General features: G+C 65.2%; 19 protein-coding genes and 1 tRNA gene. 1 reads left to right on the plus strand and 19 read right to left on the minus strand.

The window, feature by feature from the left end:
• Positions 1–167: 167 nt before the first annotated feature.
• The 7 genes from ACTPOI_RS14200 to ACTPOI_RS14230 form a co-directional block, all read right to left on the minus strand.
• Positions 168–1,343 carry a ribonucleotide-diphosphate reductase subunit beta gene (locus ACTPOI_RS14200; RefSeq protein ID WP_440109860.1) on the minus strand — a complete coding sequence of 392 codons (1,176 nt, stop codon included), beginning with the start codon at positions 1,341–1,343 and terminating at the stop codon, positions 168–170.
• Positions 1,344–1,478: 135 nt separating this feature from the next.
• Positions 1,479–4,421, minus strand: coding sequence for a ribonucleoside-diphosphate reductase subunit alpha (locus ACTPOI_RS14205; protein ID WP_440109863.1), 2,943 nt, complete (start codon positions 4,419–4,421; stop codon positions 1,479–1,481).
• Between the two features lie 318 nt (positions 4,422–4,739).
• A complete protein-coding gene (ampD, locus tag ACTPOI_RS14210; RefSeq protein ID WP_440109865.1) occupies positions 4,740–5,396 on the minus strand; it encodes a 1,6-anhydro-N-acetylmuramyl-L-alanine amidase AmpD in 657 nt (218 codons plus the stop codon).
• The gene (locus ACTPOI_RS14215) at positions 5,380–6,936 is read right to left on the minus strand and encodes a sigma-54-dependent transcriptional regulator (RefSeq protein WP_440109867.1); all 1,557 of its coding nucleotides are present in this window, start codon (positions 6,934–6,936) and stop codon (positions 5,380–5,382) included. Before ACTPOI_RS14215 ends, ampD begins: the two co-directional genes overlap by 17 nt.
• Positions 6,937–6,947: 11 nt before the next feature.
• A complete protein-coding gene (locus ACTPOI_RS14220) occupies positions 6,948–8,657 on the minus strand; it encodes a two-component system sensor histidine kinase NtrB (protein ID WP_440109869.1) in 1,710 nt (569 codons plus the stop codon).
• 3 nt (positions 8,658–8,660) lie between these two features.
• The gene (locus tag ACTPOI_RS14225) at positions 8,661–8,888 is read right to left on the minus strand and encodes a PP0621 family protein (protein ID WP_440109871.1); all 228 of its coding nucleotides are present in this window, start codon (positions 8,886–8,888) and stop codon (positions 8,661–8,663) included.
• Complete coding sequence (locus tag ACTPOI_RS14230; protein ID WP_440109873.1) at positions 8,885–9,682, minus strand: cytochrome C assembly family protein; 798 nt, start codon at positions 9,680–9,682, stop codon at positions 8,885–8,887. The genes ACTPOI_RS14225 and ACTPOI_RS14230 overlap by 4 nt, the downstream gene beginning before the upstream one ends.
• Positions 9,683–9,900: 218 nt before the next feature.
• Here ACTPOI_RS14230 and ffh point away from each other — a divergent pair, with 218 nt between their 5' ends.
• Complete coding sequence (ffh, locus tag ACTPOI_RS14235; protein WP_440109875.1) at positions 9,901–11,280, plus strand: signal recognition particle protein; 1,380 nt, start codon at positions 9,901–9,903, stop codon at positions 11,278–11,280.
• A 129-nt stretch (positions 11,281–11,409) separates the two neighbouring features.
• Here the strand turns inward: ffh and mdoH are convergent, their stop codons facing one another.
• From mdoH to ACTPOI_RS14295, 12 genes are all read right to left on the minus strand, one after another.
• Complete coding sequence (gene mdoH / locus ACTPOI_RS14240) at positions 11,410–13,485, minus strand: glucans biosynthesis glucosyltransferase MdoH (protein ID WP_440109877.1); 2,076 nt, start codon at positions 13,483–13,485, stop codon at positions 11,410–11,412.
• A complete protein-coding gene (locus tag ACTPOI_RS14245; RefSeq protein WP_440109879.1) occupies positions 13,458–15,044 on the minus strand; it encodes a glucan biosynthesis protein G in 1,587 nt (528 codons plus the stop codon). The genes mdoH and ACTPOI_RS14245 overlap by 28 nt, the downstream gene beginning before the upstream one ends.
• A gap of 181 nt (positions 15,045–15,225) precedes the next feature.
• The gene (locus ACTPOI_RS14250) at positions 15,226–16,641 is read right to left on the minus strand and encodes a sigma 54-interacting transcriptional regulator (RefSeq protein WP_440109881.1); all 1,416 of its coding nucleotides are present in this window, start codon (positions 16,639–16,641) and stop codon (positions 15,226–15,228) included.
• 29 nt (positions 16,642–16,670) lie between these two features.
• Positions 16,671–17,174, minus strand: a complete 504-nt coding sequence (locus tag ACTPOI_RS14255; RefSeq protein WP_440109883.1) for a hypothetical protein — start codon at positions 17,172–17,174, stop codon at positions 16,671–16,673.
• A gap of 196 nt (positions 17,175–17,370) precedes the next feature.
• Positions 17,371–18,837, minus strand: a complete 1,467-nt coding sequence (locus tag ACTPOI_RS14260; RefSeq protein ID WP_440109885.1) for a sensor histidine kinase — start codon at positions 18,835–18,837, stop codon at positions 17,371–17,373.
• A gap of 23 nt (positions 18,838–18,860) precedes the next feature.
• Positions 18,861–20,210: a tRNA (N6-isopentenyl adenosine(37)-C2)-methylthiotransferase MiaB gene (gene miaB / locus ACTPOI_RS14265; RefSeq protein ID WP_440109887.1), complete on the minus strand. Its 1,350-nt coding sequence runs from the start codon at positions 20,208–20,210 to the stop codon at positions 18,861–18,863.
• A 95-nt stretch (positions 20,211–20,305) separates the two neighbouring features.
• Positions 20,306–20,698: a hypothetical protein gene (locus ACTPOI_RS14270; RefSeq protein ID WP_440109889.1), complete on the minus strand. Its 393-nt coding sequence runs from the start codon at positions 20,696–20,698 to the stop codon at positions 20,306–20,308.
• A 235-nt stretch (positions 20,699–20,933) separates the two neighbouring features.
• Positions 20,934–21,010, minus strand: a tRNA-Met gene (locus tag ACTPOI_RS14275).
• Positions 21,011–21,035: 25 nt separating this feature from the next.
• Positions 21,036–21,815 carry an enoyl-CoA hydratase gene (locus ACTPOI_RS14280; RefSeq protein ID WP_440109891.1) on the minus strand — a complete coding sequence of 260 codons (780 nt, stop codon included), beginning with the start codon at positions 21,813–21,815 and terminating at the stop codon, positions 21,036–21,038.
• A gap of 73 nt (positions 21,816–21,888) precedes the next feature.
• Positions 21,889–23,709 carry a M61 family metallopeptidase gene (locus ACTPOI_RS14285; RefSeq protein ID WP_440109893.1) on the minus strand — a complete coding sequence of 607 codons (1,821 nt, stop codon included), beginning with the start codon at positions 23,707–23,709 and terminating at the stop codon, positions 21,889–21,891.
• Positions 23,710–23,802: 93 nt separating this feature from the next.
• Positions 23,803–24,534 (minus strand): DsbC family protein, encoded by a 732-nt coding sequence (locus tag ACTPOI_RS14290; RefSeq protein WP_440109895.1) that lies wholly within the window; start codon positions 24,532–24,534, stop codon positions 23,803–23,805.
• A 51-nt stretch (positions 24,535–24,585) separates the two neighbouring features.
• Positions 24,586–25,731, minus strand: a complete 1,146-nt coding sequence (locus tag ACTPOI_RS14295) for an FAD-dependent monooxygenase (protein ID WP_440109897.1) — start codon at positions 25,729–25,731, stop codon at positions 24,586–24,588.
• Positions 25,732–25,758: the final 27 nt, after the last annotated feature.

Genomic DNA, 25,758 nt, shown 5'->3' on the forward strand with positions numbered 1-25,758 from the left:
ATTTGCAAAGAGCACTCCCTGTCTACAGTGGACAGACAGCGATCCATGGGGATGGATGAAATTCCATCCCCATGAACAGGGGACCACCCGGCTTCCGGCGCCATTCAGCGTCTTTTCATGTGGAAGGTGGGTGGAGAAATCCATGGTGGTGTGATGCAAGAAAGGCGCTAGTCCCAGGACAGCGCACCACCGGATTGATACTCGATGACCCGGGTCTCGAAGAAGTTGCGTTCCTTCTTCAGGTCAATCATTTCGCTCATCCACGGAAACGGATTTTCCTCGTTGGGGAAAAGTGTTTCCAGGCCAATCTGCGTGGCGCGACGATTGGCGATGTAGCGCAGGTATCCCTTGAACATGGAGGCATTCATGCCCAGCACGCCGCGGGGCATGGTGTCTTCCGCGTAGCGGTATTCCAGCTCGACGGCTTTGAGGAACAGCGCCTTGATCTCCGCTTTGAACTCTGCCGTCCACAGGTGCGGGTTCTCCAGCTTGAGCTGGTTGATGAGGTCGATACCGAAATTGCAGTGCATCGATTCGTCGCGCAGGATGTACTGGTACTGCTCTGCTGCGCCCGTCATCTTGTTCTGGCGGCCCAGGGCGAGGATCTGCGTGAAGCCGACGTAGAAGAACAGGCCTTCCATCAGGCAGGCAAAGACGATGAGCGACTTCAGCAGCGTCTGGTCTGTCTCGGGTGTGCCCGTGTTGAAGTTCGGGTCCATGATCGCTTCGATGAAAGGGATCAGGAACTCGTCCTTGTCGCGGATCGACTGGACTTCGTTGTACGCGTTGAAAATCTCGCTTTCGTCCAAGCCGAGTGATTCCACGATGTACTGGTACGCATGCGTGTGGATGGCTTCCTCGAACGCCTGGCGCAACAGAAACTGGCGGCACTCGGGCGCCGTGATGTGGCGGTAGGTACCCAGAACGATGTTGTTGGCCGCCAGCGAGTCAGCCGTCACGAAGAAGCCGAGGTTGCGCTTGATGATGCGACGCTCGTCATCGGTGAGACCGTTCGGGTCTTTCCACAGCGCGATGTCGCGCGTCATGTTGACCTCCTGCGGCATCCAGTGGTTTGCGCAGGTGGCCAGATATTTCTCCCATGCCCACTTGTACTTGAACGGAACCAGCTGGTTCACGTCGGTCTGGCCGTTGATGATGCGCTTGTCGGCAGCGTTCACACGGCGGTGTGCAGCAGCGGCCGTCGGGGCTGCAACTGCACTGGGTACCGGGGATGAGGCAGGCTGGAAAGCGAGGGGCGGCTGTCCCGCCAGGCGATCATTTTGCAGAGCGCCGTCCAGTTGATTTTGCGATGAGGGCTTGACTTCTTCGTCCCAGGTCAACATAGATTTTCCAGTGTTCGGATTATGAAAGCAGTGCTGCGAAAAGGAAAGCATCAAAGCGTTATCCAGCAACGTTTTTGTTGCTTCACAGCACATCGACGACGCCTCGGACAGGCCGAGGCGTCGCAAGGGATCAGGTTACTGGCATGCCTCGCAAGTGGGGTCATCGATGGCGCAGAACTTGATGTCGGTTGCGGGCAAAGCAACGGCCTGCGCAGCGGCTGCTGCAGCCGCTGCTTCCATGGCACTTGGCTGGGCCTTGGCAGGTGCCGCAGACATCGCTGCGCCTGAGTCGCTGCCCGACGAAACAGCGTTGAGCTGGCGCGTGTTCACGGTGCTCATCTCCACGTGCGTGGCGCTCTGCGTGCGCAGGTAGTACGTCGTCTTGAGGCCGCGGATCCACGCGAGCTTGTAGGTGTCGTCGAGCTTTTTGCCGGAGGCACCGGCCATGTAGATGTTCAGGCTCTGCGCCTGGTCGATCCACTTTTGACGACGCGAGGCGGCCTCGACCAGCCACTGTGCTTCGACTTCGAAGGCGGTGGAGTACAGCGCCTTGATGTCGGCCGGAACACGGTCGATCGGGTGCAGCGAACCCTTGAAGTGCTTGAGGTCCATGATCATCACGTCGTCCCACAGGCCCAGGCGCTTGAGGTCGCGCACCAGCCCGCCGTTGATCACCGTGAACTCGCCCGAGAGGTTGGACTTGACCGACAGGTTGCCGAACGAGGGTTCGATCGATGCATCGACGCCGATGATGTTGGAGATGGTGGCAGTGGGGGCAATAGCCACACAGTTGGAGTTGCGCATGCCGTCCTGCGCGATCTTCTTGCGCAGGGCGTCCCAGTCAAGGGTGGACGAGCGGTCCACTTCGACATACCCGCCACGGGCATCGGCCAGCATGTCCAGCGTGTCGAAAGGCAGGATGCCGCGGTCCCACAGCGAGCCCTTGTAGCTGGAGTACTTGCCGCGCTCACGGGCCAGTTCGGTCGAAGCCCAGTACGCGTAGTAGCAGATGGCTTCCATCGACTTGTCGGCAAATTCCACAGCCTCCTGCGATGCGTAAGGAATACGCAACTCGTACAGACTGTCCTGGAAGGCCATCACACCCAGCCCCACAGGACGGTGGCGCAGGTTGGAGTCACGCGCCTTCTTCACGGCGTAGTAGTTGATGTCGATGACGTTGTCGAGCATGCGCATGGCCACGGTGATGGTGCGCTTGAGCTTGTCGTGGTCGATCTGGCCGTCCTTGATGTGCTGCAGCAGGTTGACCGAGCCGAGGTTGCACACGGCGGTTTCGGTGTCGCTGGTGTTGAGCGTGATCTCGGTGCACAGGTTTGAAGAGTGCACTACGCCTGCATGCTGCTGGGGCGAGCGCACGTTGCAGGCATCCTTGAACGTGATCCAGGGGTGACCGGTCTCGAACAGCATGGTGAGCATCTTGCGCCACATGTCGGTGGCCTGCACCGTCTTGGATGGCTTGATCTCACCGCGGGCAGCTTTTTCTTCGTAGGCCACATAGGCCTTCTCGAAGTCAGCGCCGAACAGGTCGTGTAGGTCGGGCACGTTCGAGGGCGAGAACAGCGTCCATGTGCCCTTTTCCATCACGCGGCGCATGAACAGATCAGGGATCCAGTTGGCCGTGTTCATGTCGTGCGTACGGCGGCGGTCGTCGCCGGTGTTCTTGCGCAACTCCAGAAACTCTTCAATGTCCAGGTGCCAGGTTTCCAGGTAGGTGCAGACAGCGCCCTTGCGCTTGCCGCCCTGGTTCACGGCCACGGCGGTGTCGTTCACCACCTTGAGAAACGGCACCACGCCCTGCGATTCGCCGTTGGTCCCCTTGATGTGGCTGCCAAGGGCACGCACGCGCGTCCAGTCATTGCCCAGGCCGCCCGCGAATTTGGACAGCAGCGCGTTTTCCTTGATCGACTCATAGATGCCGTCCAGATCGTCGGGCACGGTGGTCAGGTAGCAGCTCGACAGCTGCGAACGCAGGGTGCCGCTGTTGAAAAGGGTGGGTGTGCTCGACATGAAGTCGAAGGACGACAGGACTTCGTAGAACTCGATCGCGCGGGCTTCGCGGTCGACCTCGTTCAGCGCCAGGCCCATAGCCACGCGCATGAAGAATGCCTGGGGCAGCTCGATGCGTGTCTTCTTGACGTGCAGGAAGTAGCGGTCATACAGGGTCTGCAGGCCGAGGTAATCGAACTTCAGGTCGCGGTCGGCCTTGAGCGCTGCGCCCAGGCGCTGCAGGTCGTACTGTTGCAGGCGCTCGTCCAGCAGGTCGTTTTCCACGCCCTTCTGAATGAATTGCGGGAAGTAATCCAGGTAAGCCTGGCCCATATCGGCCTGGGCCACGTCGCGGCCGATCACTTCGCGCACGATCGTGTGCAGCAGCAGGCGCGCGGTGGCGTAGGTGTAGTCGGGATCTTTCTCGATCAGCGTGCGGGCGGCCAGGATGGAGGCCTTGTACACCTCGTCCATGGGGACGCCGTCGTACAGGTTGCGCATGGTTTCGGCAACGATGGGGTCGGCCTTGACGTCGGCGCCCAGGTTCACGCAGGCAGATTCGATCAGGCTTTGCAGACGGTTCAGGTCCAGCGCGACGCGCTCGCCGCGGTCCAGCACGTGTAGCAGAGGGGCGGGTGCGGCGGGGGACTGCTGTTCGGACTGGCGTGCGCGCTCCTGGGTGCGGCGCTCGCGGTACAGCACATAGGCGCGTGCGATCTCGTGGTGGCCGCCACGCATCAAGCCCAGTTCCACCTGGTCCTGCACGTCTTCAATATGGAAGGTGCCGCCGCCAGGACGCGAGCGCATCAGTGCGCGGGCGACGTTCTGGGTGAGGGTGTCCACCACCTCGCGAACGCTGGCCGATGCTGCGCCCTGGGTGCCATGCACCGCCAGAAACGCCTTCATCATGGCCACGGCGATCTTCTGGGGCTCAAACGGCACCACGGCGCCGTTGCGGCGAATGATCTGGTAGTTCGCGAAGGCTGGCGTGGCCGCAGGCGTTGAGCCTTGCGCGGTGGGCAGATGTGCCGTGTTTTCGTGCAATGGCGAAGGCGTGTTCATAGCAGCTTGCATGGGTTTCCTCTTCTGTGGGCTGTCTGGGGGGCGGGCCGCAGGGGCCGCCGGGGGATGGGGTGGGGCTTGAACTGCTGCACACTATATATGGTGTGCGGATGGTGTTCAAGACACTACCGGTAGTGTACCGCCCGAAACAGTGCCAAAAGATGAAACCGGCTGTAGAGGACCTGCAGGCGGTGCCGCGGGCGTGCCGCTTGCAGCCTTTGTGGATGCGGGGTTGACTCCCGATACCCGCGAAAAATAAGCCCTCGCCAAGGGTTTTGGCGCCGTGACCGGCGTCAAATCTGGACTCGGAAAAAGGGATGCCTCGGTAAATTATTTGCGGCTGATGCGTAACCGCGACGCGAATTCAGCTGGCGCTGGCGGGTGGTGTGCAGGTACCGGGGGAAAGCACCCTGCGGGCCAACCTGACAACCGCTTCAGTAGCGCCCAGTCAAAACCCTCTCCGGGGTCTTGCTTGCGCCCTGGTGCGATGTGCTCGTGTCCCGCGACGTATCCGATGGGGTAGCGTTGTGCAAGCGCATCGCACAGCCGCACCAGCGTGTCGTACTGCGGCCTTTCAAACAGCATGCCCTCCAGGCCTTCGAGCTCGATGCCGATGGAATCATCGTTGCACTGCGGGCGCCCCCGATAGCTGGAGGCCCCTGCGTGCCATGCGCGCCGGTCGCAGTCGACGAACTGCGTCACATGCCCACTGCGGTCGATGAAAAAGTGAGCAGACACTTCCAGTCCCCTGATGGTCTTGAAGTAGGGGTGGGAGTCCCAGTCCAGCGTGTTGGTGAAAAGCCTGCGCACGCCATCGCCACCAAATTCACCGGGTGGCAGGCTGATCGAATGCACAACGATCAGGTCGATGGTGGCGCCAGCGGGCCGCGGACCATGGTTGGGTGAATCAACCCGCGTCGCATCCGCGTACCAGCCACCGGCCCACCCGTCAGGGCCTGGCGCAAAGCCGTTATCCGACGTCGTCATTGGGATCCGGATCCCCTGGCAAAGCTATGTTCAGCCGGGCAATGCGGTAGCGGATCTGCCTCAGGCTGATGCCCAGGCGGGCTGCGGTCGCCGTGCGATTGAAATTTGCCTCCCGCAGCGCGCGCACCAGAATGTCACGCTCCTGCTGGTCGAGCCATGCCTGCAGGTCGCTGGGCAGAGCCACGGTGCTGCCTGCGCTGGGTTGTGGTGTGGCGTAGCCCGCCATCGAACCCGCGCCGGAAGCGTTTGCACCCGCTGCGGCAGCTGGCGTTGCCAGCCCTTGCGTGGCGGCCGAGGGCGCAAAACGAGGGGCGCTCCCCCCGTCGGCCGATGCGGATGGGCAGTCCACCTGCAGTTCGTCCCCATCACTGAGGGCCACGGCGCGGTGCAGCAGGTTTTCCAGTTCACGCACATTGCCGTTCAGGGGGTGGGCTGCTATTGCATCGAGCGCCCGCGTGGTGAGTGCCGGTGCCGGCATGCCCGAGTCCTGGGAAATGCGGGTGAGCAGGGCTGTGCACAGCGCAGGCAGATCCTCCCGCCGTTCTCGCAGCGGAGGGATCACGATCTCGATGACGTTCAATCGGTAGTACAAATCCTGCCGAAAGCGGCCTGACTGCACATCGGCCGCAAGGTCGCGGTGGGTGGCACTCACGATGCGCACATCCACCGTTTCTTCCTGGGTGGAGCCCAGCGGTCGCACACTGCGCTCCTGGATGGCCCTCAGCAGCTTGGACTGCATTGCCAGCGGAAGGTCGCCGATTTCATCGAGAAACAGTGTGCCGCCACGCGCAGCCTGAAAGTAGCCGTCGCGGTCCTGGGCCGCGCCGGTGTACGAGCCCTTGCGTGCGCCGAAGAATTCGGCTTCCAGCAGATTCTCGGGAATCGCGCCACAGTTGACCGCCACCAGCGGCCCGTCGGCGCGCTGGCTGCAGGCATGCAGGGCCTGGGCGACCAGTTCCTTGCCGGTGCCCGATTCGCCGTGGATCAGCACCGGCGCCATGCCCCGGGATACCTTGAGCACGCGCTGCTTGACGTTCTGCATGGCCTCGGATTCACCCACCAGCCGGTTCAGCGCGTGGGCGGTGCCTAGCACGTCCGGTCCGGTCGTTACGCCATTGCGGCTCTGGTTGCCGCCGCTGCGCAGCGCGCGGGGCGCAGGAACCCCGCCACTGCCCTGGATGGCAGAGGCCACCACGGAGCGGAACTGTTTGAGATCTACCGGTTTGGTCAGGTAGTCGAACGCGCCTGCGCGCAGGGCTTCCACAGCGTTCTCAGCCGAGCCATAGGCCGTCATCACGACGCAGCGCTCGCGGCGCTGCTGGTCCCGCAAGTCCTGCAGCAATTCCATGCCAAAGCCGTCGGGCAGGCGCATGTCGGTGATGACCGCATCGAATTTCTGGTTGCGCAGCTGCTCTCTAGCCTCCTGCACGCTGGAAGCGGTTTCGACCCGGTAGCCCTCGCGCAGCAGTGTCAGTTCGTACAGCGTGCGCAGGTCGGGTTCATCGTCAACAACAAGAATGGAAGCGGCAGGTGCGTTCATGGCAAATCGGGTCAGACCACGAAGGTATCAAACAGCGTAGCCGATTCGGAGGGGCGGGTGGTCCGACGAAAGGCTACCGTAAACGCATTCCCGCCGATTTCGCCGCGCGTGGTCGTGCGTCCGAGGCGCTGGTAGGTGATAGTGGCACCGTGCCGGTGGCACAGCTCGCGGCAGATGTACAGGCCCAGGCCGCTGGAGCGGCTTTCGGACGAAAAGAACGGCTCGAAAAGGTGGCGCTCCACGGATTTGTCCATGGGCGCGCCGTCGCTCCACACCTGAAGGTGTACCTGGCCGGTAGGCAGGAGCCGGGTGGTCAGGCGCAGCGAGTCGGGCTCGTTGCCCATGTAGCGCAGGGCGTTGTCCAGCAGGTTGACCAGCACGCGCCGCAGGTGCTCGGAGTCGAACTCCACCTGGGCCGCCGGCGCCTCCAGCGTCACGGCAGCCCGGCGGCGGTCGGGCTCCTGGCCCTGCCAGTCCTGCCAGATCTGGGCCACCGTCTCGTCCAGCGGCACCGTCGATGCGGGTGCGTGGCTGATCTGATGCTGCACGCGCGCAATGTCCAGCACCTCTTCGGCAATGCGTGCCAGTCGGTCGGCGTTTTGTTGCACCATGTGCGCCAGCCGCTTTTGCGCCGGGTCGGTCAGGTCTTCTTCCAAAAGCGCGTTGGCCTGGACGATGGCCGCCAACGGGTTGCGGATTTCGTGGGCCACCGCGGCCGACATGCGGCCCATGGCCGCCAGCTTTTCTGTACGCAGGCGGGCTTCCATCTCGCGCAGGTCGTGCAGGAACATCACGCAAAGCCGCTCGGTCTGCGTCTGTCCTGCCACGTCGCGCGTGGCCGTGAGCCAGGTGCGCACATGCAGGCCCATGGGGCTCTGGCCGGGGTGGAGCAGGTCTGCGTCAGCCGTCTGGGGCTCTTCGCGGCGAAAGGTACGGCGTGCCAGCAGCACCAGTGGTTGCCAGGCCGGTTCGGACGCCAGGGCAAAGGGCAGTTCGGGCAGCGGTGCTTTGCCTAGCAGTTGCAGCCCGGCCGGGTTGGCCAGGCGCACTACATCGTTTTCGTCCACCACCAGAACGCCATCGGTCAGGTTCTGGATCACCAGCGCACTCACCTGGGTCTGCACGCGCGCGGCGATCTGGCTTTGCTGAGCCACCTGCTGCTCACGCACCAGGCGCGTGGCGAGCTGGTGCACCAGATAGGTGACCACGAAGTAGCCCGTACCCGTGAGTGCGCTTTGCAGGTAGCGCGACGCGTCGTCTCCTGCGCCCGAGTAGCCCAGCCACCAGGCCCAGCCCAGCAACAGCAGCGAGACTGCTGCAGTCGTGCCCAGCGCCAGCGTCAGGGTGCCGAGGACCGCTGCCATCAGGATGGGCAGCCCGAGCAGCGGCGTGTAGTTCATGGAGCCCGCCTGCAGCAATTGCAGGGTGGCGATGGCGGCCAGGTCAATGCCGATCGACGTCAGCCACTGCGGGCCGACGCCGCGGGCTGGCGGGGTGTCGCTGGCCAGCACGCGCAGCAGCAGGGTGGCCAGCAGGTAAATACCGCATGCCAGCAGCACCGTCGACTGGCTCGTTTGGTTCATGGCCTGGCCCACGCCCTGCAGCACCAGCAGCACCACGGCCACCATCACCCGTCCGGTGAGGAAGCCCCGCCACATGCGCACGAATGGCGCATCGGCTAACGAAGCGGCGCCTGCGGCGCTGGGCGGCGCAGTGGCCATCGTTCAGGCGGCGCCGCGGTCGCGGTGCTCGGCGCTGCAAAAGGTGTGGCCTGCCAGCACGACGGCGTCGGCCTGCGGCACGTGCACGCCGCAGTGCGCGCAGGCGACCATGTCCTGGGGTAGCGCTAGCGGGCGTCGGGCCTCGCTGGAGGATACTGCCTCGGCTCGGCGCCGGCTGCGCCAGATGCCGAAGGCCACCACCAGCACCGCCAGGAGGACGAGGTACTTCATGCGGCACGCCCCAGGATCACTTCAAGCACGAAGCGCGAGCCCACGTAGGCCAGCATCAGCAGCGCAGCACCTGCGTACAGCACCCGCACGGCGCTGCGGCCGCGCCACCCAAAGCGCGCGCGACCGGCCAGCAGGGCCGCAAACGTCAGCCAGGACAGCAGCGAAAACACTGCCTTGTGGTCCCAGCGCCAAGCCCGGCCATACAGCGTTTCGCCAAACACAAACCCGGCCACCAGCGTGGCGGTGAGCAGCACGAAGCCCGCCGTCACAAAGCGGAAGGTCAGCCGCTCCAGCGTGAGCAGCGGGATGCCGCTGTGCGTGTCTTCGGCCTGGCGGATGTGCCGCTCGGCCCGGGTCATCAGCCAGGCGTGCACCACCGCTGCGGCAAACAGGCCATAGCAGGCAATGCCCAGCGCCAGGTGCAGGGGCAGCCATCCCGATGCCGACACCTGCAGCGGCTGGCCCGGGAACAGCAGCGCCAGCACCACAGCCGCTGCGCCCAGCGAGGCGAGCATCCAGCGTGAACGCATTTGCGGAAACAGCTGCCGTTCGACGGCATAGACCGTGAGCACCAGCCAGGCCGTCATGGAAAGCGCAGGCGCAAAGCCGAACTGCGGCGCCTCGCCCCACAGGCCCCACACCAGAACCGTGGCATGCAGCACCCATGCCGCCAGCAGCGCGTTGCGGGCCGCCGTCTGCCCCAGGCGCTTCGCCGCCAGTGCAGGCACGGCGTATGCCACCGCGGCTGCCAAGGCCAGCAGCCAGGTGATGGGGGAAGCGCTGGGTAAAATCATGGCTCGGAGTTTAGAGCGTGTTGTGGGGCTTTCCCCACCCGCGCAGGATTTACGCCCTGGCACCGCCCGGTGTATCCGGGGGTGCAGGCAACAGCGCTGCCAGTGCCTCGCCGGCCGTTGACCCTGCAAGCTCTGCGCTATCGTCACTGTTTTTGCCTTGCCGCCTGTCTGGCGGCCCGCCCGACGCAATGCTGCGCGGGCACCACCGGATCACATCTATGGCCTCCGCCCTTACCGACAAACTCACGCGCCTCGTCAAGGAGATGCGTGGCCAGGCCCGCATCACCGAATCCAACGTGCAAGACATGCTGCGCGAAGTGCGCATGGCCCTGCTGGAGGCCGACGTGGCCCTGCCTGTGGTGCGTGACTTCATCGCCCGTGTGAAGGAGAAGGCGCTGGGCCAGGAGGTGCTGGGATCGCTCAAGCCTGGGCAGACGCTGGTGAGCATCGTCAACCGCGAGCTCGCCGCCACGATGGGAGAGGGCATTGCCGACATCAACCTGGCCGCCCAGCCGCCGGCGGTGATCCTGATGGCCGGCTTGCAGGGCGCGGGTAAGACCACTACGACGGCCAAGCTGGCCAAGCACCTGATCGAAAAGCGCAAGAAGAAGGTGCTGACAGTGTCGGGCGACGTGTACCGCCCGGCGGCCATCGAGCAGCTCAAGACGGTGACAAAGCAGGCGGGCGCCGAGTGGTTCCCAAGCACGGCCGACCAGAAGCCCCTGGACATTGCCCACGCCGCACTCGACTATGCCAAAAAGCACTATTTCGACGTGCTGCTGGTCGACACCGCCGGCCGCCTGGCCATCGACGAGGCCTTGATGAAGGAAATCAAGGACCTGCACGCGGCGCTCAACCCGGTCGAAACCCTGTTCGTGGTCGATGCCATGCAAGGCCAGGACGCGATCAACACCGCCAAGGCCTTCAAGGAAGCGCTGCCGCTGACCGGCATCGTGCTGACCAAACTCGATGGTGATTCCCGCGGCGGTGCGGCCCTGTCGGTGCGACAGATCACCGGCGCGCCGATCAAGTTTGCGGGTGTGTCCGAAAAGATCGACGGCCTGGAGGTGTTTGACGCTGAACGCCACGCCGGTCGCATCCTGGGCATGGGCGACATCGTGGCGCTGGTCGAGCAGGTGACCGCCGGGGTGGACATGGAGGCCGCGCAGAAGCTGGCCGCCAAGGTCAAGAGTGGCGACGGATTCGATCTGAACGACTTCCTCGCGCAGATCCAGCAGATGAAGCAGATGGGCGGGCTCTCCAGCCTGATGGACAAGCTGCCGTCCCAGCTCACCGCCAAGGCCGGCGCCATGGACATGGACAAGGCCGAAAAAGACATCAAGCGCAAGGAAGGGATCATCCAGAGCATGACGCCGCTGGAGCGCCGCAAGCCCGACCTGATCAAGGCCACCCGCAAGAAGCGCATCGCCAACGGCGCGGGCGTGCATGTTCAGGAAGTCAACCGCCTGCTCAAGGAGTTCGAGCAGATGCAGGGGATGATGAAGAAGATGAAGGGCGGCGGCCTGATGAAGATGATGAAGAAGATGGGCGGCATGAAGGGCCTCGGCGGCGGCGGAATGCCCAAGATGCCGTTCTGAGCCCTGTTTTTGGTGTTTTTGGCCGCAGGTGCATGATTTATATGCCCTGATAGCTATTAAATACATAGCAAAAAGCCGGCGCTGCCGGCTTTTTGCATTTCTGTGCGGGTTGCGGACCTGCCGGAACGGTCAGGCCGCCATCTTGAGCACAGGGCGGGCCAGCCGCGTGGCGTGCAGCCAGGCCCGGCGCAGCACGGGCGGCGACCACGACTCTTCCGGGATCAGCAGGAACCTGCGAGCTTTCATGGCCTTGCCCAGCCCGATCTGGCTGGTGAGCACGGCCAGCGGAATGGCCAGCGCCAGCGGCAGGCCCACCGGTGCCAGCCACAGCAGCGCGCTGCTGTCGATGAGCGCAACGCCCACGCCTAGCAGTGCAATCACGGCGGTCATGGGGGCCAACTGGCGCACGGCATGGCTCCAGGGCACCGCATGCGCTTCACGCGGGGGCGATTTCCACTCCAGCTTCAGACCTGTGAGCGCAATGATCACGAACAGCGAGTGCGCCAGCATGCGCACCGGCGCCTGCAGGATGGCCAGCACGCTTTCCAGCGCTGCGCTCTTGAGCAGGCTGAACCCGCCGCCATACTGGCGCTGCTCGCCCCGCATGAAGACGGCGGCCACGCCCAGGATGCGCGGCAGGAACAGCATGCACAACGTCCAGGCCCACAGGGCCAGCAGCTCGCTGGGCAAGATGTTCCAGTCAGCCACCAGGCGGGCGCCCGACAGCCACAAGGCCGTGCCCAGCGTGAGGAATGCCAGCCACAGCGGGGCCGACAGGTAGGCCATCGTGCCGGTGACAAACATGGAACGGTGCACGGGGTGGATCCCTGGCTCAGCCATCAGGCGGGCGTTTTGCAGGTTGCCCTGGCACCAGCGGCGGTCGCGCTGCAGTTCGGCCAGCAGGTCGGGCGGCTGCTGTTCGTAGCTCCCCACCAGGTCAGACACCAGCCACACGTGATAGCCCGCGCGGCGCATCAGCGCAGCCTCGACAAAGTCGTGCGACATGATGCCGCCCGCCAGGCCGCCGGTGCCTTTGATGGGCGCCAGTGCGCAGTGCTGCATGAAGGGCGCCACGCGGATGATCGCGTTGTGGCCCCAGTAGTGCGACTCGCCCAGTTGCCAGTACTGCATGCCCAAAGTGAACAGCCGGCCCGTGACGCGCGATGCGAACTGCTGTGCGCGGGCATGCAGCGTGACATGGCCGATTGCCTGCGTGGCCGTCTGGATGATCCCGGCCGTGGGGTTGGCTTCCATCAGCTTGGTCATCGACACGATGCAGTCGCCGCTCATCACGCTGTCGGCATCCAGCACCACCATGTAGCGGTAGTCCTTGCCCCAGCGGCGGCAGAAGTCGGCCACGTTGCCGGCCTTGCGGTGGGTGCGGCGGGTGCGCAGGCGGTAGTACACCTGCACCTGGGGCTGCAGGCTGTTCTGGGCCAGGGCGCTGCGCAACTCTTCCCAGGCCTCGCGCTCGGCGCGGGCCACGGCAGGGTCGCTGCTGTCGGACAGCACAAACACGTCAAACGTGGCGCCATGCCCCGTGGACGCCACAGATTCGCAGGTGGCTCGCAGCCCGGCAAACACCGTGGCCACGTCTTCGTTGCAAATGGGCATGATGATCGCGGTGCGGGCATCGGCCGGCAGGGTGTGCTCGCGCACGCTGCGGGCCGACAGCGCGTGGCGGTCACCGCGCAGCATCACCCAGAAACCCATCAGCGCCGTGAGAAAGCCCGTGACCACCCAGGCCGACAGCAGCGCAAACAGCGCGATCTGGCCGTAACCCAGCCAGGGGTTTTCGTAGCTGGGCTGCACGCCGGCAAACAGCGTGCTGGCCAGTACAGAGGTCAGCAGCGTCAGCAAGGCAAAGGTCCAGCGGCGGCGTTGCGCCGCGCCCTGCCAGGCGGGCGCATCGCCCGCCGGCTGTGCGGAGCCGCCGGGCGCAGCGCTGCGCCTGCCAGTCAGTGCCAGCAGCACGGCGGTGCCGATGCTGTTCCAGAAACCACGCCACGGCACGGGTGCCATGGAGCCGCGGTTGACCGGTGGGGCCGTCACGGCGTTGGGGTGGCGCCGCTCGCGCAGCGGGCTGCGCTGGCTGATGGCCGGGCGCAGGTACGAAACACCGCGCCGTGCCACCGCCGCAGGCGCTGTGCCGGCCGATGGATGCAGCGCCTCGGGGCTTACTCGGGAAGAAGGATGTGCGTCCATGTTTCACTCACAGCGTGGTTGTCGTGTTGGAGAAAGGCGCGCAGCTCGACCGGTTGATCGGCTCGCTGGCGCTGTACGCGAAGCGTCATCCGCCACTGGTCCGTGGCGGGGTTGCGGTAGGCCATGCTTTCCAGCACCTTGCCGGCGGGCCCTGCGGTCACCACGGCCTTGACGACCGCGTTGGCGGGCAGGGCGGCCAATGCCGGCCCCTCGAAATCGACCACGTACTGCGTCTGCTGGCGTAGCGCCTCGGCACTGAGCTTGTGGTAGCCCATGCCGCGGCGTGACTGGGTGGCCCAGCTGCCCGGCGGGCGCTGCTGCTCGTCGCCCTGCCAGCTCAGCTCATAGGCAAACTCCAGCGGCTGGCCGGGTTGGGGCAGCTCGGCAGGCACCCAGTACGCAACGATGTTGTCGTGGGTTTCGTCAGGGGTGTTCAGCTGCACCAGCTCGACCCGGCCAGGGCCCCAGTCGTGCAGCGGGCGCACCCAGGCGCTGGGGCGGCGCTCGTAGCGGGCTTCCACGTCTTCGTAGCTCGCCCACTGGCGGTCGCGCTGCATCAGGCCGAAGCCCCTGGGGTTGCGCGTGGCAAACGAGGTCACCAGCGTCTGCTTCGGGTTTTGCAATGGGCGCCACAGCCATTCGCCCTCGCCAGTGGCCACCATCAGCCCGTCGGAGTCGTGCACCTCGGGTCGGAAGTCGTCCTTGCGCGGCTGGTTCTCGCCAAAGAAGAACATGCTGGTCAGCGGTGCGATGCCCAGGGTGGCAATGGGCCGCGTGTTGCCGGCACTGCGCAGAAATACGCGGCTGCGCACCGTGGTCGTGGTCTGCTTGCCGGGACGGATATCGAACTGGTACGCGCCCGTAGCGCGCGGCGAATCGAGCAACGCATACACGGTGATTTGCGTGGCGCCCGGCTCGGGCCGTACCAGCCAGAATTCGGTGAAGCGGGGGAACTCTTCGCCTTGCCCCGGGGGGGCGCCCACGGTGTCGATCGCCAGGCCGCGGGCTGACAGGCCATATTGCTGACCCTGGCCCAGCGCACGGAAGTAACTGGCGCCCTGGAACACCACCAGCTCGTCCTTGTAGGCGGGTGAGTTCAAGTGGTTGTGCACGCGAAACCCGGCAAATCCCAGGTCGCCCCAGGCATCCGGCTTGACCTGGTTGCGGCCATAGTCGAAGTCGGCACGGCTGTAGCGGATGTGGCGCGTGCCCTGGGGCGTGATCTCGTTGATGAGCACGGGCTGGGTCTGGTACAGCCCCAGGTGGAAGAACATGGCCTCGAACGGCAGGTTCTCGGCGCGCCACAGGGCGCGGTCCGGGCGCCAGCGGATGTCGCGCACCTCGTCGTAGTTCAGCCGCGCCAGATCGGGTGGCAGCTTGTCGCTGACGGGCTGGTAGGCCGTGGCGGCGCGCTCGCGCGCCATGCGGGTCAGGCTCTCGAAATCAAAGGTGTGGGCGTGCGCCGCCGCCATGCCGGCGAGCAACCCTGCCGCGACGACCGCCCAGCGCCGGAAGGCTGGCGCAGCGCGGCGTGGTTTCACAGGGAAAAGGGCTTGCATGCCGGCTATAGGGCAAACCCTGTGCCAGCTTGAAAAAAGCCTTTTAAATCAATGGCTTGCGATGGATTCGGGGTGTAAGCAGCTGTACGCCCGCTCCCGCCGGCTCAAAACCGGCGCTATCTGTCGCCATCTGGCGACAGATGGGAGCCATGCTGCAAGAAAACCGTTGTGAATCAACGACTTAATCGTGTCGCTCGCTGACGACATCGTCGCCGGACTCGTTCTTGAAATGGCCTGGAGTGAGAGCGTGTTTTTGCAGCAGGCGATAGAACTCGGTGCGGTTACGGTCCGCCAGGCGGGCCGCATCGGCCACGTTGCCGTCCGTCATCTTGAGCAGGCCCACCAGGTATTCGCGCTCGAACCGCTGGCGCGCCTCGGCAAAGCTCAGCACCTGGGTGCTGGGGGTGCGCAGCGCCCGCTGCACCAGTGTCAGCGGCACCAGCGGCGTGGTGGAAAGCGCGCACACCTGCTCGACCACGTTGAACAGCTGCCGCACGTTGCCAGGCCAGGCGGCCATGGTCAGCGCTTTCAGCGCCTCGGGCGCAAAGCCCGACAGGCGCTTGTCGTACTTGCGGGCCAGCTTGTCCAGGAAATGGTTGGCGAGCAGCGCAATGTCTTCGCGCCGCTCGCCTAGCGTGGGCAGCATGAGCGTGACGACGTTCAGGCGGTAGTACAGGTCTTCCCTGAACTGCGCCGTGGCCATGGCGGCCTCCAGATTGCGGTGCGTGGCCGAGATGATGCGCACATTGATGGGGATGGATTGGCTGGCCCCCACGGGCCGTACCGCGCGTTCCTGCAGCACGCGCAGCAGCTTGACCTGGAGGGCGGGCGGCATGTCTCCGATTTCGTCGAGCAGCAGGGTGCCGCCGTCGGCCGCCTGGAACAGGCCCTTGTGGTTGCTCACCGCATCGGTAAAGGCGCCTTTGACATGGCCGAAGAGTTCGGATTCGAGCAGCGCCTCGGGGATGGCGCCGCAATTGACGGCCACGAAAGGTTTGCCGGCGCGCGGGCTGGCGCGGTGGATGGCCTGTGCCAGCAGTTCCTTGCCCGATCCGCTGTCGCCCTGCAGCAGCACGCTGGCGTCCGACTGCGCCACCATGTAGGCCTCGGCCAGCAGATCGGTCATGCGGTTGGAGCGGCTCACGATGTCGGCCCGCCAGGCTTCGTTGGCATGTGCGTGCGTGGCTGCCGGGGCGCTCAGTGCCAGTGCCTGCGCGACTTTTTCCATGAGCTCCTTGCCGTCGTACGGCTTGGTGAGGTACGTGAACACGCCGCGCGACGTGGCCTCTACCGCGTCGGGGATGGTGCCGTGGGCTGTAAGCAGGATGACGGGCAGTGACGGATGCCGGGCCCGCACCTCATCGAACAGCGCGAGGCCGTCGCGCCCGGGCAGACGCACATCGCTGAGCACGAGCTGGGGGCGCGCTACATCGAGCTGCGCCAGGGCGGCTTCGGCCGATGCCACGGCCGTCACCTCATAGCCTGCGGCGTTCAGGCGCAACGACAGCAGCCGCAGCATGTCGGCATCGTCGTCCACCACCAGAATGCGCTGGTGCGCGGGGCCGCGGACGGGAGCGGTAGGTGTGAAGGCTGCCATGGGTGTCCTGCACTGGGTAAGGTGGCGGGTTACGGCGTGCCGGTGCGCGGCGGGCCGGCGGGCACAGCCGGTGCAGCCGAAGCGGGCGCTGTGCTGGGCGCAGGGCGCGTGGTCAGGCTGCGTTCGATGGCGCGTACGGCCTCCAGCCGGTCGTTGAGCTGGTCAATGCGCCGCTGGGCATCGCGCAGCTGCTGGGTCTGGCGCTCCAGCTGCTCTTCCATCCTGCGCTGCTGCAACAGCCGCGATTCCATCCATCGCGCCAGCGGATGCAGGGCCTGTGAAGCAGGCTGCGCCAAGACGCGCTGCACCAGCCCGAGCGCACGGGCCGTGTCCACGGGCTGGCGCGTCTGTGCCAGCGCAGTGGCCAGCAGCAGGGGCGCGTCGGCAGACGCCTCCTCGAGCTCGCCCAGGCGTGTGATCTCCCTTGACAGCTCGGCCGGAGACATGCGCAGGATGCGGTCGCTGTCAGCCAGCACCTGTGCCACAGGATCTGGCGCGTCGTTCTCCGAACCGGTGGGTGTGCTGGAAGGCAACGGAACGGGAGGCGGCGGCGGGGGCGCTTCAGTGCGGACGGGTGGCAGAGCCTGCACTGGCTGAGGCGCTGGGGCTGCGGGTACCGGACGCGATGCGCATCCGGCTACCAGCAGTGCGGCAGTCAGCACGGTAGCCCACCGCAGGGGCCGGCTGGCGGTCGTGGCCGGTGCCGTTGTGTGTGGAAGGCAATTGCAATCAGGCTGCATAAGGGAGTTCGATCCGGAAAAACGAGTGCGTTTTATCCTCGACCAGATGCACGCGGCCCCCATGGGCCACCACATATTCCTGCACGATGGACAGCCCGATCCCGGTGCCGCGCACCGCGTCTTCGGGCTGGCGTGCCCCCCGGTAAAAGGGCTCGAACACGCGGTCCCTGTCGCCCTGGGCCACGCCCGGACCCTGGTCAGACACATCGACGCGCACCTGGCCAGGGTGAATCGACGCCGTGAGGCGAACCGTACCGCCCTTTGGCGAGAAACGGATGGCATTGGAAAGCAGGTTGCTGATGGCCGAAGCGATTTTGTCGGGGTCGATCTGCAGCGTCACCGCCGGGCCCTCTACCTGCACCCGCAGGCCGCGCGCCTGCCACTGCAGCCGCTGCGATTCCACGACCGCTTCCAGCAGCGCGAGCAGGTCGGTATCGCGCCGCTGCAGCTGCCGCGCCTCGAAGGCGGCCGCATTGAAGCGCAGCAGGGCCTCGATCTCGCCCTGCAGGATCAGCGTGTTGTGCCGCAGGATCTGGGCCACCTCGCGCTGGCCTGCATTGAGCTCGCCGGTTACGCCGTCTTCCAGCAGTGCGACGCCTTCGCGCATGGCGGCCAGCGGGGTCTTGAGCTCGTGCGATATATGCCGCAGGAAGCGGGCCTTGTCGGCATCGAGTTCCACCAGTCGCAGTCGCAGCCACTCGAGTTGCTGGCCCACCCGGCGCACGTCGTCCGGGCCGGAAATGACGACAGGGCGATCGAGTTCGTTTTCGCCGAGCCGGCGGATGGCTCGCTCCAGTCGCTTGAAAGGCCGCGCCAGCCAGATGCCCAGTGCCAGTGCCAGCGTCAGCGCCAGCACGATGGCACCCACCACCTGGTGCGTGACGTTGCGGCGGCTGTCTTCCACCTGCGTCAGCAGGTCCTCATTGCGCTGCGCGTTGATGTCCTGGATGGACTGGACGATGGCCGTATGCAGCGCCTCCAGCGCCACGAATTCCTCTGCCACCAGGCGTTCGTTGTCCAGCGCGCGTTCCGGCGGAGCGTCCAGCAGGGCGCTCACCGTGGCGAGATGGGAGTTCCATTGCGCCGCCCGCTCAGGCGCCAGTCCGCCCTTGCCCAGCGACTCCAGCACGTTACGCGCCTCGACCGCCATATCTTCGAAATTGCGGCGCAGCTGCGCATCGCGCAGCACAAGCGACTGCCGGGCAGCCCGCTCCAACGCCTGGCCGCGCTGGCCCAACCCCTGGGCGGCCGTGGCCAGCACGGTAGCCTGCGCGGCGCCCTGGCGGCTTTGCAGCATCAGCTGCTCCAGCGTGTACAGCGCCCGCAGCGCGCTTACCCCTAGCAGGCCGGCGATCAGCAGGAACGCCAGCAGCAGCAATTGCTGAAAGGACAGTCCGTGCAGCAGGCCCTCGGCCTTCCCGGGTGGCACAGCCGGCCGCAGGGCTTGGGGTTCCATCCGCAATGCCCTAGTACGGCTCGTCAGTGCGCCGGGGCCAGCACGGCCTCGTCGGTGCAGACTTCGGCCCGCAACGTGTAGGCCTTTGCTTCGGTCACCCGTACATCCACCATTTGCCCCACCAGGCGCGGGTGGCCTGCAAAGTTCACCACGCGGTTGCATTCGGTGCGGCCCATCAGCTCGCTGGCATCGCGCTTGGAGGCGCCTTCCACCAGAATGCGCTGCAACGTGCCCACGCGGCTTTCGCTGATGGACTTGATGTTGGCGTTGATGACGCCCTGCAGATGCTGCAGGCGGCGCAGCTTCACGTCGTGCGGGGTGTCGTCGTGCAGGCCGGCTGCGGGCGTGCCGGGGCGGGGGCTGAAGATGAAGCTGAAGCTGTTGTCGAAGTGGATGTCGTCAATCAGCTTCATCATCTTGTTGAAGTCGTCCTCCGTCTCGCCGGGGAAGCCCACGATGAAGTCGCTGCTCATGGCGAGGTCGGGGCGGATGGCGCGCAGCTTGCGTACCGTGCTCTTGTATTCCATGGCGGTGTAGCCGCGCTTCATGGCCATCAGAATGCGGTCGCTGCCGTGCTGCACGGGCAGGTGCAGGTGGCTGGCCAGTTTGGGCAGTTTGGCGTACGCCTCGATCAGCCGGGGCGTGAATTCGTTGGGGTGGCTGGTGGTGTAACGGATGCGCTCGATACCCGGGATGTCCGACACGTATTCGAGCAGCAGCGCAAAGTCGGCGATCTCGGCCGTGCCACCCATCTTGCCCAGGTAGGCATTCACGTTTTGCCCCAGCAGGGTGATTTCCTTGACGCCCTGGTCGGCCAGGCCCGCCACTTCCACCAGCACGTCATCAAATGGTCGGCTCACCTCTTCGCCGCGGGTGTAGGGCACCACGCAGTAGCTGCAGTACTTGCTGCAGCCTTCCATGATCGACACAAAGGCCGATGCGCCTTCGACACGCGCCGGTGGCAGGTGGTCGAACTTCTCGATCTCGGGGAAGCTGATGTCCACTTGCGGCCGGTCCTGGCGCTCGCGCTGGTTCAGCATCTCCGGCAGGCGATGCAGTGTCTGCGGGCCGAACACCACATCCACATAGGGCGCCCGCTTGATGATCTCTGCGCCTTCCTGGCTGGCCACGCAGCCGCCCACGCCAATCTTCACGCCGCGCGCCTTCAGGTGCTTGATGCGTCCCAGGTCGCTGAAGACCTTCTCTTGTGCCTTCTCGCGCACCGAGCAGGTGTTGAAGAGGATGAGATCGGCTTCATCCACATTCTGCGTGGGCTCGTAGCCCTGCGCGGCATGGAGCACATCGGCCATCTTGTCCGAGTCGTACTCGTTCATCTGGCAGCCGAAGGTCTTGATGAATACTTTTTTGGCCATGGCGGGCTCGCTTTGCAAACGGAAAAAGGCGGGCGCACCGCCATCAGGGGTGCGCAGTGGAGGTATGGGGGGCGCGCGCGGCGACCCCTGCCGGATCACTTCTTGATCAGGTCCGAGTCGGTGCGGTAGTTGCGATCCACCACTTCGCCGGGGCTCTTGCGCGGCGCGTCAGCCTCGCCTTGAGTCAGGATCCAGGCGGTGTGCAGCATGCCGGTGCTCTGCTCGATGACATAGTTGACCTTGAAGGTCTGTCCGACCACGCTGTGGGACATGACCAGCGTGTTCTGCGGGCTGAACAGGCGCATGCCGGGCGCCATGCGGATGGGCTGGCCGTTGAGCCGGGCCTCGTTCGCACTCGTCACGGTGAGGGCTCCGCGCAACGCGGCCTCGGGGAAGTTGCGCACCATGCCCATGCCGGATGGGGCCTGCTGGGCGTGGGCAACGGGAATCGATGCGAAGGTGCTGGCGCCGACCAGCGAGGCAAGCATCAGGGTATGAAGCCGGCGACTGGCAAGAGAGGCGTGGGGTTTGTGGTGTGTGCAGCGGTTCATGGTGTACATCCAGGGGCTGAGCGGGCGATTCTACGGTGCCCCCTGCGCCCGGCCCGTTGCCCACCCGATGGCGACCGTAACCACACGGGCTTCTTGCCGCCCGCTGGCTGGTGGACTGTGAAAGCCCATAAGAAAAAACCCACAGAGCCTGAGCGCTGTGGGTTTTTGAATCTGGTGGTCGTAGGTGGACTTGAACCACCGACATCAGCATTATGAATGCTGCGCTCTAACCAACTGAGCTATACGACCGCAGACCGAAATTATAGAACAAAAATTATTGGTGTGTGAAGCTCGCGGGGCGCTTGTTCACGAAGGCGTCCATGCCTTCCTTTTGGTCCTGGGTGGCAAACAGCGCATGGAACAGGCGGCGTTCGAACATGACGCCATCGGTGAGGCTGCCTTCGAAGGCGCGGTTGACGGATTCCTTGGCGGCCATCACGGCAATCTGCGAGAAACCGGCGATGGTGATGGCCGCGCCCAGTGCTTCGTCCATCAGCTTGTCGTACGGAACGACGCGGCTGACCAGACCGGCGCGCTCTGCTTCGGTGGCGTCCATCATGCGGGCCGTGAGCGCCATGTCCATCGCCTTGGACTTGCCCACTGCGCGGGGCAGCCGCTGCGTGCCGCCTGCGCCGGGGATCACGCCCAGCTTGATCTCGGGCTGACCAAACTTTGCGTTGTCTGCCGCGATCATGAAGTCGCACATCATCGCCAGCTCGCATCCGCCGCCCAGTGCAAAGCCGCTCACCGCGGCGATCACGGGCTTGCGCACCGACCGGATAGCTTCCCAGTTGCGGGTGATGTAGTCGCCCTTGTATGCGTCGGCAAAGCTGTACTTGGCCATCGCGCCAATATCTGCGCCAGCGGCGAATGCACGCTCGCTGCCGGTCACGATGATGCAGCCGATCTTCTCGTCCGCATCAAACGCCTTGAACGCGGCGCCCAGTTCGTCCATGAGCAGGTCATTGAGCGCATTGAGCTGCTTGGGGCGGTTCAGCGTGACGATGCCGACCTTTTCGGCTTCAACGCGCACCTCGATGGTTTCGTACGACATGGGATCTCCTTGGGTTGTGGTTTCTTATGTGGAATAAACGGATTGAATATAGCGAAATCGGGCGTCCTTCGCCTCAAGCTCGGATGGGCTGCCCCAGCCAACGCGCAACCGCCGCCGCATCGGCGACAGACAGGCTCACCGTGTCCGGGACGGCAGGTTCGCTGCGCTGCGACTTGCGGGCCTTCGACGCTGGCTGCCCAGCCGCCAGCATGTCGAGCGCCAGGCGCAGGATGCGGCCATCCCGCGCAACGATCGCCGTGACCGACGTGGCGCTACCGCTGTAGAACGCCACGTCGTCCAGCTTGGCCACGCGCCAGGCACTGCCGCCGCATTCCACCCCCAGCCACTCATCCCCCGCGGCCATTCCGGCTTTCTCGGCAGCGCCCCCACGCAGCACGGTCTTGATCTGGATGCTGTGGTTCTCCTGCACCCGGATGCCCACGCGCTGCGCCAGTTGCGCGGTCTCGGGCTTGAGGCGCACGCCGTTCTTGCCCAGCAGCTCGGCCAGCGGTAGCTCTGCCGTGCCGTGCACCCACAGATCCAGCTCCGCGTCAAAGGCGTGGCCGCCCAGCTCTTGCAGCACGGCGCGCAGGTCGTCCTCGCTCATCAGGCCATCGGGGCAGCGCTGCCACAGCCCGCGCATCACGTCGTCCAGGGTGGTCTTGCCCTCACTGCGCAGCGCCATGTCCAGGCACAGGGCCACCAGCGAGCCCTTGGTGTAATAGCTCACCGTGGTGTTGGGTGTGTTTTCGTCCTGACGGTAGTACTTCACCCAGGCATCGAAGCTGGCCTGCGCCACCGTCTGCACCTTGCGGCCCGGAGTCTGGAGCACCTGGTTGATGGTCTTCGTGACCAGCTTGAGGTACGTGGCGTCATCGATCAGTCCGGCGCGGCGCAGCAGCAGGTCGTCGTAATAGCTGGTGAAGCCTTCAAAGAACCAGAGCAGTTCCGTGTAGTTCTCGCACGCAAAGTCCAGCGATGCAAACTCCGCCGGGCGCAGCCGCTTCACGTTCCAGGTGTGGAAATACTCGTGGCTGATCAGACCCAGTAGCGTGGTGTAGCCCTCGCTGGTGCGCGCCTCGCCCGTGCGGGGCAGGTCGCGCCGGCCGCAGATGAGCGCGGTGGAGTTGCGGTGCTCCAGCCCCCCATACCCGTCGCCCACGGCGTTGAGCATGAATACATACGAGTGAAAGGGTGGCTTGCCACCGTTATGCCAGAAGGCCATCGCCGTCTCGCAGATCTTCTGCGTATCAGCCAGCAGGCGCTTGCCGTCAAACGACGGGGCCGCCCCTGCCACCACGAAGCGGTGCGGCACGCCGCCAGCTGTGAAGCGGCCTGTCCAGAAACGGCCGAGCTCGAAGGGGCAGTCCACCAGCGCTTCGTAGTCGGGAGCGCCGTAAAGCCCGAAGCCCTGCTTGTCGACCGCCAGCGCATCCATCCCGGTGGCCACCGACCAATCCGCAGTGGCCGCCGTGCGGGTGATCTCGAGGCTGTGAGCCAGCTGCTGGCTGCCTTCCACGCGCAGGCAAAGGCTGGTGCCGTTGAAAAAGCCCCGCGACGCATCCAGCCATGCGGTGCGCACCGACGTGTCGTACGCGCACACGCCGTAGGTCAGCACCAGCGGCTTGTCAGGGTTGCAGGTGATCACCCAGCGGTGCTTGTCGAGCTGCGTGACCGGGCTGCGCCGCCGGCCTTGCGTGGCGTGCAGGTCCTGCAGGTTCTTGGAGAACTCCCGCACCAGGTAGCTGCCCGGGATCCAGACTGGAAGCGATACCTCCTGCTGCGCTTGCGGACAGGCAATCGTGAGGGTGATCCGGAAGATGTGCGCGTGCACATCGGCCGGTTCGACCCGGTAGTGAACGGCAGCGGGCTCGTGGTTGCGGGTAGCGGGCATGGTGGTCAGCGGGGAGGCCGGCGCGGTACCCGTGCGTGCAGTGGCACCGGCGCCGCAACGGGGATGTATATCAACGGTGCAGCGGCCGGGTCCTTACCGGGCGCTGGCGGTGTCGGTGCTGGCCTCGGCCAGGCGTTTTTCGACCTCGGCCGCGCCGATCGCGCCGGGTACGCGCGTTCCGTTGGCGAAGATGAGCGTTGGCGTACCCGTGATCTTGTACTGTCGGCCGAATGCCAGGTTCCGTTGGATTGCGCTCGTGTCGCAACTGGCGGCTGGCACGGTCTTGTCGCGAACCATCATGTCCTGCCAGGCCGCGACGCGGTCCTTCGAGCACCAGATGTTGCGCGATTTTTCGGCGGAATCCGGGCTGAGGATGGGATACAGGAACAGATACACCGTGACGTTGTCCACGTTTTGCATGTCGCGCTCGAAGCGTTTGCAATAACCGCAGTTCGGGTCCTCAAACACCGCCACCTTGCGCTTGCCGTCGCCGCGTACGATGGTGAACGCATCCTTGAGCGGAAGCGCCGCGAAGTCGACTGCAGTGAGCTTGGCAATGCGGTCTTCGGTGAGGTTGCGGCGCGCCTTGGTATCGATCAGCTCGCCCTGGATGACGTAGTTGCCCTTGGCATCGGTATAGAAAAGATCGGTGCCGATGCGCACTTCGAACAGGCCCTTCATGGGCGTGGGGCGCACCTCGTCGATCTTGTCCATCTGGGGAATGCGCTCAGCCAGCGCCTTGCGAATGTCTGCCTCCTGGGCGTGGGCCGAAAGGGTCAAGGCCAGCGTACCGGTGGCAGCGAGCAGGGCGGGAATCAGTTTCATCGTTCAGTCATTCCGTCAGTCGGGCAGCGGCTCCAGCGCCGTTGCCGGTGGTCATTTCATTCCCATGGCCTGCCGGGCCACGAAATCCTTGAGGGGGCCGCTCAGGTCGAACCCCTTCATGCCTGCGTTGCGCAGCGCGGGCAGCGGCCCATCCTGGCGCGTGAAGAGCTGCTGCAGTCCGTCGGTGGCAAGGCCCATGGTCCACACCGCTGCCTTACGCTCGCGTTCGTAGCGGCGCAGCAGGCGCAGGTCGCTCACGCTGCGCCAGTAGTCGCGCGCATGCAGCACGTTGGCCAGGGCCTGCACGTCCGCCAAGCCCAGGTTCAACCCCTGGCCCGCCAGAGGGTGCAAGGTGTGTGCCGCGTCGCCTGCCAGTACCCAGCTTCTTGCCTTGCGGCCCTCCGGTGGCAGCGCGCCGCACCAGCGGTCCGCGCGCGCCAGCTGCAGCGGCCACACCGCGCGCTCGCCGGTCAGCGTCAGGGCACCCAGTGCGCCCCCACTGGCTTCATGCAGCCGTGCTGCAAATTCTTGCGCGGGCAGTTCCATCAACAGGGCAGCCTGCTCTGGCGAGACTGACCACACTACCGCCACAGAGTTCCCCTGCGGCCCGCCCATGGGCAAAAAGGCCAGGATGCCATCGGGCGAAAACCATTGCCGTGCGACTTGCTGGTGGGGTTGTTCGCACGTCAGGCGCGCAGCAATGGCGTGTTGCGCGTACGGGGTGACGTCGAAATGCGCGCCGAATTCGGCTCTGGTGGCGCTGGAGCGGCCTTCGCACACCACCGTGAGCGCGGCCGAAACCGGAGCGTCGACTACCTCCACCTGCGGCTGAAAGCGCACGGCCTCTGCCAGTCGGGTCTCCAGGGCCGGTACGTCAACAATCCACGCAAGCGCGTCTGCGTGCTGGGTCGCTGCATCAAACTCCACACTGCCACCCCGGTCACCCAGCACCTGCATGCGCTGCACGGCGGTGGCGTGTTCGGCGTCGGGCCAGCTGCGCAGCGACTGGAGCAGCTCGCGCGATGCTGCGTTGAGTGCATAGGCCCGCACATCGTGGTGGCCAGCCGGTGCCGGATGTCCGGCTGCTACCGGGGCCGCGACCAGTGCAACCTTGCGTTTCTCGCGGGCCAGCAGGAGTGCCAGGGTCCGGCCCACGATGCCCGTGCCACGGATGCAGATATCAAAGGGTTGCGCCATGCCGGTGATTGTAGGAGCGCCACTGCG

The sequence above is a fragment of the Acidovorax sp. BL-A-41-H1 genome (genome assembly GCF_051942715.1).